The 14792-nt window shown below is 58.6% G+C and carries 13 protein-coding genes; 9 read left to right on the plus strand and 4 right to left on the minus strand.

The annotated features are described in order from the left end of the window. Nucleotides 1–298 precede the first annotated feature (298 nt). The 8 genes from FHS18_RS13440 to FHS18_RS13475 all read left to right on the plus strand — a co-directional run bounded on the left by FHS18_RS13440 (nucleotide 299) and on the right by FHS18_RS13475 (nucleotide 8950). Entirely contained in the window at nucleotides 299–1348 is a 1050-nt protein-coding gene (locus FHS18_RS13440; protein ID WP_183600580.1) for an ATP-binding cassette domain-containing protein, read from the plus strand. Continuing rightward, complete coding sequence (locus FHS18_RS13445; RefSeq protein ID WP_183600581.1) at nucleotides 1345–3108, plus strand: putative 2-aminoethylphosphonate ABC transporter permease subunit; 1764 nt, start codon at nucleotides 1345–1347, stop codon at nucleotides 3106–3108. The genes FHS18_RS13440 and FHS18_RS13445 overlap by 4 nt, the downstream gene beginning before the upstream one ends. 52 nt (nucleotides 3109–3160) lie before the next feature. Further along, on the plus strand, nucleotides 3161–3958 hold the full coding sequence (gene phnX, locus FHS18_RS13450; RefSeq protein ID WP_183600582.1) for a phosphonoacetaldehyde hydrolase: 798 nt from the start codon (nucleotides 3161–3163) through the stop codon (nucleotides 3956–3958). Then, nucleotides 3955–5106 carry a 2-aminoethylphosphonate--pyruvate transaminase gene (gene phnW, locus FHS18_RS13455; RefSeq protein WP_183600583.1) on the plus strand — a complete coding sequence of 384 codons (1152 nt, stop codon included), beginning with the start codon at nucleotides 3955–3957 and terminating at the stop codon, nucleotides 5104–5106. The genes phnX and phnW overlap by 4 nt, the downstream gene beginning before the upstream one ends. Before the next feature lie 61 nt (nucleotides 5107–5167). Further along, complete coding sequence (locus FHS18_RS13460; protein WP_183600584.1) at nucleotides 5168–6337, plus strand: saccharopine dehydrogenase C-terminal domain-containing protein; 1170 nt, start codon at nucleotides 5168–5170, stop codon at nucleotides 6335–6337. A gap of 74 nt (nucleotides 6338–6411) precedes the next feature. Further along, nucleotides 6412–7197, plus strand: coding sequence for a DeoR/GlpR family DNA-binding transcription regulator (locus FHS18_RS13465; RefSeq protein WP_183600585.1), 786 nt, complete (start codon nucleotides 6412–6414; stop codon nucleotides 7195–7197). 199 nt (nucleotides 7198–7396) lie between these two features. After that, nucleotides 7397–8512 (plus strand): putative 2-aminoethylphosphonate ABC transporter substrate-binding protein, encoded by a 1116-nt coding sequence (locus FHS18_RS13470; RefSeq protein ID WP_183600586.1) that lies wholly within the window; start codon nucleotides 7397–7399, stop codon nucleotides 8510–8512. Between the two features lie 72 nt (nucleotides 8513–8584). Next, nucleotides 8585–8950, plus strand: coding sequence for a YuzC family spore coat inner layer protein (locus FHS18_RS13475; RefSeq protein WP_183600587.1), 366 nt, complete (start codon nucleotides 8585–8587; stop codon nucleotides 8948–8950). A 48-nt stretch (nucleotides 8951–8998) separates the two neighbouring features. On the opposite strand, the gene FHS18_RS13480 is transcribed toward FHS18_RS13475, so the two are convergent. After that, nucleotides 8999–9541 carry an MOSC domain-containing protein gene (locus FHS18_RS13480; RefSeq protein ID WP_246427630.1) on the minus strand — a complete coding sequence of 181 codons (543 nt, stop codon included), beginning with the start codon at nucleotides 9539–9541 and terminating at the stop codon, nucleotides 8999–9001. A 228-nt stretch (nucleotides 9542–9769) separates the two neighbouring features. Here FHS18_RS13480 and FHS18_RS13485 point away from each other — a divergent pair, with 228 nt between their 5' ends. Beyond that, on the plus strand, nucleotides 9770–10447 hold the full coding sequence (locus tag FHS18_RS13485) for a Gmad2 immunoglobulin-like domain-containing protein (protein ID WP_183600589.1): 678 nt from the start codon (nucleotides 9770–9772) through the stop codon (nucleotides 10445–10447). 86 nt (nucleotides 10448–10533) lie between these two features. Here FHS18_RS13485 and FHS18_RS13490 read toward each other — a convergent pair whose 3' ends face one another. The 3 genes from FHS18_RS13490 to FHS18_RS13500 all read right to left on the minus strand — a co-directional run bounded on the left by FHS18_RS13490 (nucleotide 10534) and on the right by FHS18_RS13500 (nucleotide 14773). Next, complete coding sequence (locus FHS18_RS13490; RefSeq protein WP_183600590.1) at nucleotides 10534–10986, minus strand: flavodoxin; 453 nt, start codon at nucleotides 10984–10986, stop codon at nucleotides 10534–10536. A gap of 309 nt (nucleotides 10987–11295) precedes the next feature. Beyond that, nucleotides 11296–12528, minus strand: coding sequence for a sugar phosphate nucleotidyltransferase (locus FHS18_RS13495; RefSeq protein WP_183600591.1), 1233 nt, complete (start codon nucleotides 12526–12528; stop codon nucleotides 11296–11298). A gap of 499 nt (nucleotides 12529–13027) precedes the next feature. Further along, on the minus strand, nucleotides 13028–14773 hold the full coding sequence (locus tag FHS18_RS13500; protein WP_183600592.1) for an alpha-glycosidase: 1746 nt from the start codon (nucleotides 14771–14773) through the stop codon (nucleotides 13028–13030). Nucleotides 14774–14792 lie beyond the last annotated feature (19 nt).

Raw genomic sequence — 14792 nt, forward strand, 5'->3', positions numbered from 1 at the left:
TTCCCGCCATCGTCCCCGATGTGGATTCTGTCCTACGTCTGCAGACGGATGCTCGGATCGGCATGTCTGACATGCGAAGACCCCCACACCAAAACCAACGTAAAACAACAAATAAAAATGCAACACACAATCTTAATATGAGGTTTACACCCGTTTTACATATAAAGCCTATCCTTAAGTCAGTTCCACCAGAAACCATACACAACACAGGCACAATCCACATTCCACTGCTTAATCCGCCACAACAACACACATGTACAGAAGTGGACATTCGACTTATAAGGAGGCCCTGTCCTTTATGGGAGCGCTCACGATTGCAGGTATTCACAAATCATTCGGGCCGTTCGAGGCACTGCGAGGCATTCAGCTGAACATCGAGCAAGGGAAATTCACCTGTCTGCTCGGACCGAGCGGCTGCGGCAAGACGACCTTGCTGCGCATTATCGCCGGACTCGAGCAGCCCGACCGCGGCACCGTCCACCTCGGCAGCCGCGACATTACGTTCCTGCCTCCGGCCAAGCGCAGCTTCGGGATCGTGTTCCAGTCCTACGCGCTGTTCCCCAATCTGACGGCGGCAGACAACATCGCTTATGGGCTGAAGGGCAAAATGCCGCGCCGCCAGATCAAGGAGAAGGTTGAGGACATGCTGCGCCTCGTCGGGCTCGAAAGCGTCGACGGCCGCTATCCGGCGCAGCTCTCCGGCGGGCAGCAGCAGCGGGTCGCATTGGCCCGCGCCATCGCCTTGTCGCCCGAGGTGCTGCTGCTCGACGAACCGCTCTCGGCGCTGGATGCGAAAGTGCGGGTCAAGCTGCGCGAGCAGCTGTGCCTGCTGCAGGAACAGCTCGGCATTACGACCATTATGGTGACCCACGATCAGGAAGAGGCGCTGACGATGGCCGATCAAGTCATCGTCATGAACGAAGGCCGGATCGAGCAGGCCGGAACGCCGCAGGAGCTGTATGACCGCCCTCGCACGCCGTTCGTCGCCGACTTCATCGGCGCGATTAACTTCCTGCCTTCCGAGCTGGGCTCCGCTCACGTGGCGGCGATCCGTCCGGAGCATATCGCCGCTCGCGGATCGGACGACCTGCTCCCCGAGGAAGACGGTCGACTGCTGCCGGCCAAGATTCTCCATGCCGAGTTCCGCGGCTCCTACTACCGGGTCAGTCTCCAGCCCGTGCATCCCGCGGGGCAGCAATCCCCCGTGCTCGTCGACGTCTCCGCGTCGCATGCGCAGAAGCTGGATCTCCGAAGGGATGCGGTTCTCCATCTGCAGCTGCCCGCTTCCCGGACGCTCCACTATCCGGATGCGCAACTCGCGGCGCAGCAAGGAGGACGAGGGCGATGAAGCTGGAATCCGAGACGACAGCCCTGCCTTCATCGTTGCCGGGCGAGCGCCCTGTTCTGTACCGGGCCAAACGAAGGTTCCGTTGGGGGCGGGCGGAGTGGATTCAAGCGATCAGCCTGCTGCTCCTGCTGCTGGTCATGATGATGCTGATCGTGCTGCCGCTGCTGGCCTTGTTCCGGCAAGCGTTCGTGAACATGGACGGCAGCTTCGCCGGACTTACCTTCTTCCGGACCTATCTGGAGTCGCCTGCCCTGCTGCAGTCGATGCGCAATACGGTATTCGTCTCGTTCATGACGACGATCATCGCCGTTCCGCTCGCCTTCTTGCTCGCTTATGCGCTGGCGCGCACGAACATCCGCGGGAAGTCGCTCTATAAGGCGGCCGCGCTGCTGCCGCTCTTCGCGCCTACGATGATGCACGGCATCGGCCTGGTCTATCTGTTCGGGCATCAAGGCATAATCTCCACCGGATTCTTCGGCTGGCTGCCGTTCGAGATGCGCATCCCGCTGTACGGGAAGATCGGCATCATCATCTCGGAGGTCATCTATACGTTCCCGCAGGCGTTCCTCATCCTGTCCGCCGCGCTCTCGATCAGCGACTACCGGCTGTACGAAGCAGCCGAGACGCTCGGCGCCGGCAAGCTGCGGAAGCTCGTCACGGTGACGCTGCCTTCGATCAAATACGGGCTGATCAGCGCGGTCATCGTCTGCGCGACGCTCAGCTTCACCGACTTCGGCGCGCCGAAGGTCGTGGGCGGACAATACAATGTGCTGGCGACCGACATGTTCAAGCAGGTCATCGGCCAGCAGAATATGGCGCTCGGCGCCGTCGTCAGCATCATGCTGTCGATCCCGGCGGTCGTCGCCTTCATCATCGACCGGGTCATCACGCGCAAGCAACAGGCTTACATTACGTCGCGCTCCACCCCATATATGGTGAAGCCAAGCCGTATCCGCGATGCTTGGGCCCATGGCTATGCCTCGTTCGTCGCGCTTGCGATGCTGCTTCTGCTGGGCGCAGTCGTTATCGCTTCGCTCATCAAGGTATGGCCGTACAACTTGACCTTTACGCTTAGCAAATACAACTTCACCGATGCGGCTGCCGGCGGTCTTGCGCCATTCTGGAACAGCGTGAAGATGGCGTTGTGGACGGCGCTTGCAGGCACATGCCTGACCTTCATGTCCGCCTATTTGATTGAGCATATGCGCGTGCTTCGCGCGGTTCGGCAAGCAAGTTACTTCCTGTCGATCATTCCGCTCGCGCTGCCGGGGCTGGCGATCGGCCTGGCGTACATCTTCTTTTTCAACGATCCGGCGAACCCGCTTCACCCGATCTACGGGACCATGGTCATTCTCGTGCTGGCGAATGTCGCCCACTTCTACTCGGTGCCGTTCATGACCGCGACGACGTCGCTGAAGATGATGGACCGGGAGTTCAGCAGCGTCTCCGCCTCGATGAACGTGTCGTGGCTGCGATTCTTCACCCGCATTACGGTGCCGTTATCGCTGCCGGCGATTCTGGAGATGGCCGTCTACTTCTTCGTCAATGCGATGGTCACCGTCTCGGCCGTCATCTTCCTGTACGGCGCCGATCTGAAGCTCGCTTCGGTCGCGATCGTCAGCATGGATGACGCCGGAGATACGGCCAAGGCCGCGGCGATGTCCGTCTTGATCGTCGGGGCGAACCTGCTCGTAAGACTAGCCTATGAGGGACTGTCCGCCGTCATTCGGAAGAAAACGTCCGCGTGGCGAACCCGCTAGTATCCGATACACGCCGATTACGAAAATCACTACCCTCAAGGAGGAATTGACAATGATTAAAGCTGTTATGTTGGACTGGGCCGGCACGATGGTCGATTACGGAAGTTTCGCGCCGGTGGCAGCGTTCCGCCGCGTATTCGCGCAGCGGGGGATCGACGTAGCCGACGCCGATATCAGGAGGCCTATGGGCCGGATGAAGATCGACCATCTGCGCGATATTTGCCATGCGCCTGCCGTGCAAGACGCTTGGATCGCCAAGTATGGCGCGCCGGCCAATGAGGCCGACGTTCAGTCGCTCTATGAAGCGTTCGAGCCGACGTTGCTCGCCATCGTCCACGAATACGCCGAACCGGTACCGGGCGCGCTTGCGCTTGTCGAACGTCTGCGTGCATCAGGCATCAAGATCGGCACGACGACCGGTTATACGCGCCCGATGATGGACCTTCTGATGCCTGCGGCAGCCAAGCAAGGCTATGCGCCGGATAGCACCGTTACTCCGGACGAAGTGGCCGGCGGCCGACCGCATCCTTGGATGTTGGGTCGCAATGCCGAGCTGCTCGGCGTCTATCCGGCGCGCCATATCGTCAAATGCGGCGACACCGAAGCCGATATGCGCGAAGGCCGCAATGCCGGCGCTTGGACGGTCGGCGTCGTGTTCGGCGGCAATGAACTGGGACTGTCGGAGGCGGAGACGGCCGCCCTGCCTGAAGAAGAGCGTCAGCGGCGCTATGACGAAGTCGCAGGCCGTCTGTTCGCGGCCGGCGCGCACTATGTGATTCCAGAGATCGGCAAGCTGGACAGCTTATTTACGGACATTGAATCCAAATTGAATCAGGGGGAGCAGCCATGAATCAGCCTGTGAAGGAAGTCATCAACGGGAACGGACCGACGCCGGGCACAGAGGGCAATCCTTATCTGCTGCTGACGCCGGGCCCGCTCAGCACGACCCGGGCGGTGCGCGAAGCGATGCTGCGCGATTGGTGCACGTGGGACCGCGAATACAATGAGCTGGTCCAGTCGATTCGCACCCGGCTGGTCGCGCTCGCGGCTCCCGGATCTCAGGCCGGCTATACCGCCATCCTGATGCAGGGCAGCGGCACGTTCAGCGTGGAAGCCGCGATCGGCACGGCGCTGCCGCGCAGCGGCGGCAAGCTCGCCGTACTTACCAACGGCGCGTACGGAGACCGGATCGCGCAGATCGCCGAATGTCTGGCGATCGATCACGTGGAGGTGCCGTTCGGCGAGGTTGCGCAAGCGGACCCGCTCGTACTTGATCGCATCCTGTCCGATGATCCGGCGATTACGCATGTCGCGCTGGTCCATTGCGAGACGACGACCGGCATTTTGAATCCGCTCGCCGAACTTGCTGAGGTCGTGCGCGCGCATAAGCGCGTCTTGATCGTCGATGCCATGAGCAGCTTCGGCGGCATCCCCATCGACATGGAGGCGCTCGGCATCGACTGGCTGATCAGCAGCAGCAACAAATGCATCCAAGGCGTGCCCGGTTTCGGCTTCGTGCTCGCGCGCCGCGAAGCGCTTGAGGGATGCGCCGGCCATGCCCGCTCCCTGTCGCTCGATCTGTATGATCAATGGCTGACGATGGAGCAATACGGAGGCAAGTGGCGCTATACCTCTCCGACCCATGTCGTTCGCGCTTTCGATCAGGCGCTCTCGGAACTTGAGCAAGAGGGAGGCATCGCCGCCCGCCATGCACGCTACACCGAGAATCAGCGCGTCCTTGCGGAGGGTATGGCCGAGGCCGGCTTCACGCCGCTCCTGCCAGCGGCTTGGCAGTCGCCGATTATTACCGCCTTCCGTTACCCGGAGGACCGGGGCTTCGTATTCGCCAACTTCTATGAAGCGCTGAAGCGGGAAGGCTTCGTCATCTATCCGGGCAAAATTTCCGCGGCGGATACCTTCCGGATCGGCAGCATCGGCCATGTTTTCCCGGCGGATCTGGCCCGCCTGACGGAAGCCGTGCAGCGCTGCATGACCTAATCGGCGCACCTTAGCAAGCTTGTCATAATTCACCCTATTCGAATGATGGAGGGAACTTATCGTGAAAGTATTCTGTCTGGGCGGCGCAGGCCGGATTTGCCGGGAGGCCGTGCTCGATTTGGTGCAGCATTCGTCTTTCGAACGGATTACGATCGGCGATTACAATCTGGAGGAAGCGCAGCGGGTGGCGGGCGAGCTGAACGATCCGCGGGTTGACGTGGTGCAGGTGAATGTCAAGGATCACGATGATACGGTGGCCAAGCTGCGCGGCTACGATATCGTCATGGACGGCACGACGATTACGCTGAACGGACTCTCGACCGCCTGCATCGCCGAGGCCGGCTGCCACGGCATTAATCTGAACGGCTTCGGCGACGAGGATGCCAGCCGCGAGGGCTTCGTCCGCTATGGGCGCACCTGCCTGCCGGGCTTCGGGATGACGCCGGGCGTCACGCAGATGATGGCCATGCATGCGGCGAACCGGCTCGATGAGGTATACGAGGTGCGCGTCAGCCACGGCTCCTACCGGCCGATCGCCTTCTCGAAGTCGATCGCGGAGACGACCACGTACGAGTATGACCCGCATCTTCCGGGACGCGTCGTCTACGAGAATGGGGCATTCATTCAGGTGCCCCCATTCGCCCGTCCGCGGGAGATCGAGCTGCCAGAACCTTACGGGACGGCCGTTCAATACATTATTCCGCATGCCGAGACCCGCACGCTGGCGGCCGCGCTGCAGCCCAAAGGCGTCCGTCTGATCGAAGTGCGCGGCACTTGGCCCCAGCCGAACATGCGCCTTGTCCGGGCGCTGTACGAATACGGATTCATGCGCAACGACCCGATTGTGGTCGGCGGGACGAAGATCGGCATTATGGACGCGATCGGCGCTTATCTGTGCGAAGCCCCCGAAGGCAGCACGACGGAGCTGTACGGCTACGCGCTCCATGTCGAGGTAACGGGAATGAAGGACGGCCAGCGCAAGCGGCATGTGCTGACGCACACGCATCCGCGTTCGGACGGCTCGGTAGCTGGCTGGGAAGACTTGCGCGCCTACACGCGCAATGTCGGCATACCGCTTGCGATCGCGACCGAGCTGATCGCGAAGGGCCATACGCTGTGCAAGGAGCGGCCGGGCATCGTGACGCCGGAGGAGGCTTTTGCTCCCGAGGTTATTTTCGAAGAGCTGCGCAAACGGGACATTCATATTCACGAAACGGTCGACACGATATAATAGGGTGAAATGAGAGAATTGATGACCGCTCTACTTGACGGCATAATTAATTCCGAGAAACAGGAGAGAAACCGATGTCGCTTGCCGGAGAAGAACGTAAACAGACGATATTAGATATGTTGCAGCTGCAGGGCAAAGTACGCACGCCCGAGCTGGTCGCAAGGCTCGACGTCTCCTCGGAGACGGTCCGGCGCTACTTGGAAGAGCTCGAGATGGAGAAGAAGCTGAAGCGCGTCTACGGCGGCGCGGTCAAGATCAACGTCGAGCGCGAAGAGCCCGCCTACGTGCAGCGCGAGGTGCTGCAGGCGGAGGAGAAGAAGCGGATCGGCCGGGCTGCGGCATCGCTCATCCAAGACCAGGACGTCATCGTCATCGATGACGGAACCACGACGCTCCAGATGATCGACAGCCTCGTCCTGCGCAAGCAGCTCACCGTGCTCGTCACTTCCGTCCATACGCTGAATTTGCTCATGGGCTACAAGAACCGCGGCGTCTTCGACGGCGAGCTCGTCCTGATCGGCGGCCGCGTCAATACGAAGCATTACCGTACCTCCGGTTCGCTTGCGATGCATTTCATGAACAACTTTTATGTGGACAAAGCCTTCATCGTCGCCGACGGCCTGCAGATCGACACCGGCGTGACCGCTTATGAAGACGAGAGGGCCATGCTCTCCCGCATGTTCATGAAGCAGGCCAAGCAGTCGATCGTACTCGCCGACCATACGAAGATCGGCACGACCCACTATTGCAAAATCGCCGACCTCGAGGAGATGGACATCGTCATCAGCGACATCGCCCCGCCCCGGGAGTGGCAAGCCCGTCTGCAAGAGAAAGATATTCATTGGCTCATCGCGGAATAATGCTTCATTCGTTTCATTGGCCAGCTTTTTGTTCCTTGGATCTAAGGACAGGAGGCTGGCTTTTTCATGCGTTGAAAGCATACAAATCCAACAAAACACAAAAGAAAACAATACCTTTACTTGTAATTTACGCTCGTTTAAAGAACCAACCTTATACTTAATCTTGTGTACAACACTATCCCAAGGGGAGTCGAAATCGATGAAAAAACGCAGTTTAACCCTCATTCTGCTGTGCGCGGTGCTGATGATTCTGTCCGCCTGCGGCAGCGCCAACGGAAGCGGCGAGAACACATCCAATGCGAATACAGAAAACCAAGCAAACGCAACTACAGCCGCAACCGACGGGTCAGAAGCGGACAACAAGGAGCTGACGATCTACACGGCGCTCGAGGACGATCAGATCGAAGCCTACCTCGCGACCTGGAAAGCCAAGTACCCGGATGTGAAGCTGAACATCGTCCGCGACTCCACTGGCATTATTACGGCCAAGCTGCTCGCAGAGAAGGACAATCCGGTCGCGGACGTCGTATGGGGCACTGCCGCAACGAGCCTGCTCGTACTCGATCAGAACGGCATGATCGAGCCTTACTCTCCTGCCGGCCTCGAACGCGTCGATGCCAAGTTCAAGGACAGCGCCGAGCCTGCGCATTGGGTAGGCATTGATGCATGGGAGACGGCGATCGCCGTGAATACGGTCGAGCTCGAGAAGAAAGGCCTCGCCATTCCGCGTACCTATGAGGATCTGCTTAAGCCAGAGTACAAAGGGCTCATCACCATGCCTAACCCAGCCTCCTCCGGCACAGGCTTCCTGACGGTCTCCGGCCTTCTTCAGCTCAAAGGCGCCGATGCGGCATGGAGTTATCTCGATAAGCTGCATGAGAATATCGGACTGTACACCCATTCCGGCTCCAAACCTGCGAAGATGGCTGGCACGGGCGAATATCCGATCGGCATCTCCTTCGGCTACCGCGCGATTACGGAGAAGAACGGCGGTTCCCCAGTTGAAGTCGTCTTCCCTGCAGAAGGCTCCGGCTGGGACGTCGAGGCCAATGCGCTGGTGAAAAAAGCTTCGATTAAGCAAGTGGCGAAGGACTTCCTGGATTGGGCGATTACCGACGACGCCATGAAGGAGTATAACAAGAACTACGCCATCGTAGCCGTCAATGCAAGCGAAGGCGCTATTCCGGAAGGTTACGCCAAGAATCCGCTGGAACAGCTGATCGACTATGATCTGCAGCAGGCCGCCAAAGACCGCGACGGCATTCTGGCCGAGTGGACCAAACGTTACGACGGCAAGAGCGAGCCGAAGTCGTAAGCCGCACCAACCGCCATTCGCCTACATAGCATAAGGGGAGCAAACCAACTTTCGTCTATGGCAGGTGCAGATGTGAACGACTATCGCTTACCCTACTGCTATCCTTATCCGACTTACCCGTATTATTACGCGCAGCCGGTCCATGCGGACTATCGGGAATTACCGCCGGTCGATACGAAAATATTCGAAAAATCGGTGCATAGCTTCCCCCGGCTGATGCAGGACGGGACCAAGCTGCTGCAGAAGCTTGGCGAGCCTGCCTTTGCCTATCAGCTGATGGTGGCCTCGCAGGCCAGCCAGCAAGACAAGGTCAACGCCATGCTGCACACGGTCGGCACGTCGCAGCCGATCAAGACGCACTATACGCCCTCCGGCGTCACCTTCACGCTCGAGTCGGATGGCTGTGCGCTGCATATGGCGCTGCGCTGGGGCGATTAACGAGCAAGAGCAGGTTCGTGCTTGAGACGAACCTGCTCTTCTTCTTTGTTATGGCCGGATAATCCGGATTTCATCGCCGGCGCGGATGATGCCCTCGCGCTCGATCGAACAGACAATGCCGCGTTTGCGCTTGGCGTTCGGCACGAATTTTTTAGCCAGACTCTCATCGCTGATCGCCGCCGCAATCTTCTTGCCCGGCAGGACGCAGGGCTCGTTCTCCCCTTCGCAGATAAGTCCGGTGCCGTCCGGGAACACCAGCCGCGTGCCGACCGGCAGCAGCGTCAGCCCTTGAATGCCGCTGACGAGCAGGTTCGCGCCGAGCCACTCCGGCTCGATCGCTTCGATGCCCATCCCCTGCGCGATTTCCTCGCATTCCTCTACCGATATGATGCTGATCTGCCGACGGTTGGCGATCATCGTGCCTCTTTCATAGATCGACTGTCTGCTGTCTGCCGGCACGAGCAGTCCGTAATGGCGGTCGCCGGGAATTCCGGCCAGCTCCACCTCGATTTCCGGCACGCGGCGTGTGACGAAGTTCCCCTTCTCGTCCGCGATCAGAACCGCTTCCGTGGTTGCATGGAATGTACGCAAGCCATCGCCTCCTTCATCGTATTCGTTTGTTCTATTGTACATGGCGGGAGACAGCTTCTCCAAATCCCTCCGTCCATCCTCTCTTACCAAGGTGAAACGGCATTCTTATATTTCAAAATAGGCTTGGGCGTTGTTCTCCTTCGCGTAACCTTTTGCCCCGTTCATGCGTCGAAGAGGGTGCAAGCAAGATTCACATCCTGCATCATCCAATCGCAAGGAGGCGAACTTATGCTGAAATTATGGCGTATGAAAACGGTGGGCTTGACGGCCCTTGTGCTGCTTATGCTGGCAGCTGCCGGATGCAGCCCGGCACAAACGGCGGATAGCGATCAGCCCGGAACGAACCAAGGGAGCGCCGGCAATGGGGGCGACGATCCCGCTCCGAATCCTGATGAACCGTCAACTGGAGAGCCGCAGCCGGATCCTAAGCCGAATGATACCGATACGAATACCCCTCCGCAGAGCGGCGATAACGAGCAGCCCGAGCTTGCGCCGGGCGGGGAGCCTGCGGGAGAAGAACCGGCAGATAACGGGAAAGACCCGGACTCAGCGCCGGATGAAGCGCCTGCCCCGGTTGCCGAGAACGAGGCGTTCCGCATTTTCGAGCCTGCGGAGGGCACGACTATCGACTCGAATTTCGTCGTGAAAGGGCAGGCCCGCGTGTTCGAAGCGGCGTTCAGTTACACCTTCGAGGATGGCCACGAGATGCTGGACGAAGGGCATGTGATGGCCAGCGTCGGCGCGCCGGAATGGGGCGATTTTGAGTTCACGGTCGATGTCTCCGGCGCATCCAGCAACACCGGCACGCTGACCATCTATGAGATCAGCGCCAAAGACGGGAGTAAGGTCCACCAACTGACCACGACGGTCACCTTGGACGCCAAGCTGTTGCAGCCCGCCCCGTAACAAGCGCGTTCAACGACCAAGAAGCGGCGGATCATGAGGATCCCCGCTTCTTGGTCTTCCATACTATGTGTCCGCAACTTCAGCTTCTACACGGTCTGCAGCAGATGGCTGACGAAGGTGCGTCCGAATGTACGCAGCTCCTCTTTCTCCTTCTCGGAAGGATTCAGCTCGATCTTCATGCCCTCAAGCACATTCTCACTGCCCCGCTCAGCCAGCTTCGCCAGCAGAATATCGACGGCTACGCCGTATTGGGTGTAGCCGGAGTCCGCTGATCCGAATACCGCCGACTTGCGGCCGCTTAGGTCCAGCGCATCCATCTCGGCATAATAATCCAGGAATTCATCCGGCAGCTCGCCGTCGCCCCACGTGTAAGCGCCGAGCAAGATTCCATCGTAATCGGCCAGATCGGCGGCTTTGGCGTCTAGTACATCCACAACCTTAGGTTCGATGCCAGCCTCTCGAACGCCGGCAGCTATGGCATCGGCCATCTCTTCTGTATTGCCCGTCATGCTAGCGAAAACGATAATGATGTTCGCCATTGACTCTCCACTCCTATCCTTGTGCTGGCGTCGTACTACAGGTACCTATCCACATACTGGTTTTCTCTCTTGGGTTATTGTAATTGATAACGATTATCATTGTCAACAAGGCGGAGGCCTGAAAATCGTACGAAGCAAGGTGAACCGGCTGACGCCCTCTTTGAAGGCGCAGTGCGTTTCATTCCGGAGAAATAGAGGGTCATTTATAATCGTGAACTTTGTAAATCCCTATATTTCAAAAATCCCTATCCGCGCCATGCGCGAATAGGGATTGCTCACTTGTATGAATCGTTATGCAGCTATGACTTGTTATGCTTTATCGAAAGCGATCGGCGCTTTCTGATAGACCTCGCTCTCGCTGAATACCGAACGCGGCAGCAGAAGCGGCCACTTCGAATACAGCGGGTTGCCCGCCACGCGCTCGCCTGCGCCGATCACGACGATCTCGCCGTCCGTGCTTCCCAGCACCGCACCGTCCTCGATGACCGCGCCTTCGCCGATAATGACGCGAGTAAGTCGTGCCTGACGGCCGACTCTCGCCCCGGGCATAATGACGCTCTCCCGAATTTCCGTGCCTCGTCCGACTGCCACACCGCCGAAAATAACCGAACGTTCGATGTCGCCCTCTATGGAGCTTCCCTCATGGATATAAGAGTCCAGCACATCTGAACGCGGACTTACATAGGAGCGGAACGATTGCTTGCGTTCCTTCGTAATGAGCGGCCATGTTCCCGTGGAATCGGTATTCTCCATCTCGCCGCTTAGCATGTCCATATGCGCCTCCCACAAGCTTTCCACCGTGCCGACGTCCCGCCAGTAGCCTTCGAACGGATGCGCCGTCAGATTATCGCCGGCACGCAGCATACGGGGGATGATATCTTTGCCGAAGTCATGGCTCGAGGAAGGATCCTCGCAATCGGCCAACAGCGCCTCGCGCAGATCGGCCCAGCGGAACATGTAGATGCCCATCGAGGCGAGATTGCTCTCCGCCTTGGCCGGCTTCTCGACGAACGACGTGATGCGGCCCGCTTCATCGGTATTCATGATGCCGAACCGGCTTGTCTCCTTCCACGGCACGCGTTTGACCGCGATCGTCGCCGACGCTCCGGACGCCTTATGCGTGTCCATCAGCTTGCTGTAATCCATTTGATAAATATGGTCGCCGGACAGGACAAGCACATGCTCCGGGCTGCACTCGTCGATGAAGTCGATGTTCTGGCAGATCGCGTCCGCCGTTCCGATATAGCCTTGCGAGCCCAGCCGCTGCGACGGCAGCAGCGTAATCTCGCTCTCCTTGCTGGCGCAAGCTTGGCGCCATACGCCGCCGTCTCCGATATGGGCGTGCAAGGATTCCGCTTTATATTGAGTCAGGACACCGATGGTCGAGATGCCCGAATTGATGCAGTTGCTAAGTGTATAGTCAATGATGCGGCATCGCCCACCGAACGGTACGGCCGGTTTAGCTAGATGTGTCGTAAGCGGAGCAAGCCTGCGGCCTTCACCTCCGGCTAGCAGCATGGCGATGCATTCGTTCGTGTTCATGTCACGATACCTCCTAGGCGATATTTGGTATAACGTTTATACACCTTGTCCCAGGCGGTTGAAACCGTGATTCGGCTGCTTTAATTCTATGAAAAATTTCATTTATTACACCTTCGTGTCGGGCGATTCAAAGGGATGATAATGTGGTAATATTAGCGCCTCGCCCCTTCCCCCTCCGATAATCGGCGTGACTCGGAACGCGGCCGTCTTCGATCTGTCCTTTCGAGGGTGGCGCGCAATTGTCCTTGCGGATTGGGTAACTGACCATGCCGCTCGGACAAAGCTCTGGCTTCGAGCTTCGTTCGCTACTTTGTTGCCTTGGGCAGCAGACCTGCATGGCTCGGACGCTTGAAAACATCACGCGTGCTGACCCTCGCTTGACGTCCACTTTGTGGACACGCTTGCCTCCTTCCTTGCTCCCTTCTTCGAAGGCAACACCATCAACAAAAAAGCCCTGCATCTCCTTCGGAGGCACAGGGCTGAACGATTGTTTTTTTGTTTACGGTTTACGTTTCATGATGCGATACCCCAGCGGTTCCAGCTGGATCGTTTGGATTCCGTCGATGACCGGTACATGCTCGTCCGTCAGCGCGTCGCACCAATCGTCGGTGTTCAGATTCAGCTGCATCTCGGTCTCCTCGTTCGTGTTGTTCATCCATACCATGAAGTGCTCTCCCTCGCCCAGGCGTTCGTACACGATACGGCGGTCGCCTTCGTCCGCCTTCAGGAAGCGGAACCGGCCGCTGCGCAGCGCCGGATTCGTCTTGCGCAGGTCGATGAGCAGCTTGTAGAAGTCGTACAGCTCGCGATCCTGATGATCCTCCTCCCAGATCATGCATTGCCGGCAATCCGGATCGCCGCCTCCCTTCAGCCCCACCTCGTCGCCGTAGAATATACAAGGCGTGCCGATATACGTGAGCAGGTATACGACGGCGAGCTTCAGCCTGCGCTTGTCCTCGCCCGCCCGCGTAAGCACCCGCGGCGTATCGTGGCTCGACAGAAGGTTGAAGATGACCTCGTTGGCCTGCTGCGGATAACGCATCAGCAGATTGTTCATCTGATCGGCGAACGTCTTGCCGTCGAACGCTTCCTCGACGAAGAAACCGAGCACCTTATCCGCGAAAGGGTAGTTCATGACGGAATCGAACTGATCGCCCTGCAGCCATGGCCGCGAATCGCTCCATACCTCGCCGATGATGTAGGCATCGGGCTTGGCCTCTTTGACCGTCTTGCGGAAGTCCCGCCAGAAGTGATGGTCGATCTCATTGGCCACATCGAGCCGCCAGCCATCGATGTCGGCTTCCTCTATCCAGTGGCGCGCCACCTCCAGCAAATACTCCTTCACCTGCGCATTGGCCGTGTTCAGCTTCGGCATGTTGCCGTAGAAGCCGAACGTATCGTACGTCGGCACGCCGTCCTTCACTTCTGCCGGGAACGAATTGACGTGGAACCAATCCTTGAACTTCGATTTCTCCCCGTTCTTGAGGACGTCCTGGAAGGGCGGGAATTGTTCGCTCGTATGGTTGAACACCGCATCGAGCACGACGCGGATGCTTCGCTCATGACAGGCGTCCACCAGCTTGCGCAGCACGGACGCATCGCCAAGATGGGGGTCTATCTTCATGTAGTCGACCGTATCGTATTTATGATTGGACGGCGATTGGAAGATCGGGGTCAGATAGACGGCCGTGACGCCCAGGTCGGTCAGATGGTCCAGATGATCCAGAATGCCCTGCAGATCGCCGCCGAAGAAATTGTCGGTCGCCGGCGCCTCGCCCCACTCGCTGATCGGATCGGGATTCAGCTCCGGATCGCCATTGGAGAACCGGTCCGGCATGATTTGATAGAAGACCGCTTCCTTCGCCCATTCCGGAGCGTTGAAAATATCGATTTCGTGTATGTACGGAAATTCATAGTATCCGCCAGGAGGCTGCGGCTGGTCGTGCCCAATGCCGGATTCGGTCATGAAGACGGTCTCGTCTCCCGCGCGAAGTCGGAAGCCATAGGAGAAACGCTTGTACCTCGGCTTTACCGCCGCTTCCCAGTAATCGAAGAAATGATCGGCAGCGACCTTCTCCATCACCACGTCTTCATGGCATCCATCCCAGTCGTATTTGTCACCCGTAACCGCAATGACTTCTTCGACGTCGTCACGCTTCGTCTGCACCCGCAGATGAATCGTGTCCTTGTCATATGCATAAGCCCAATGGCTGCGCGGCGAGTGGTGAAAGCATTCCCATTGCATCTGATTCGTGTCTCCTCTC

The organism is Paenibacillus phyllosphaerae (assembly GCF_014192105.1).
GTDB classification, from domain to species: domain Bacteria; phylum Bacillota; class Bacilli; order Paenibacillales; family Paenibacillaceae; genus Paenibacillus_Z; species Paenibacillus_Z phyllosphaerae.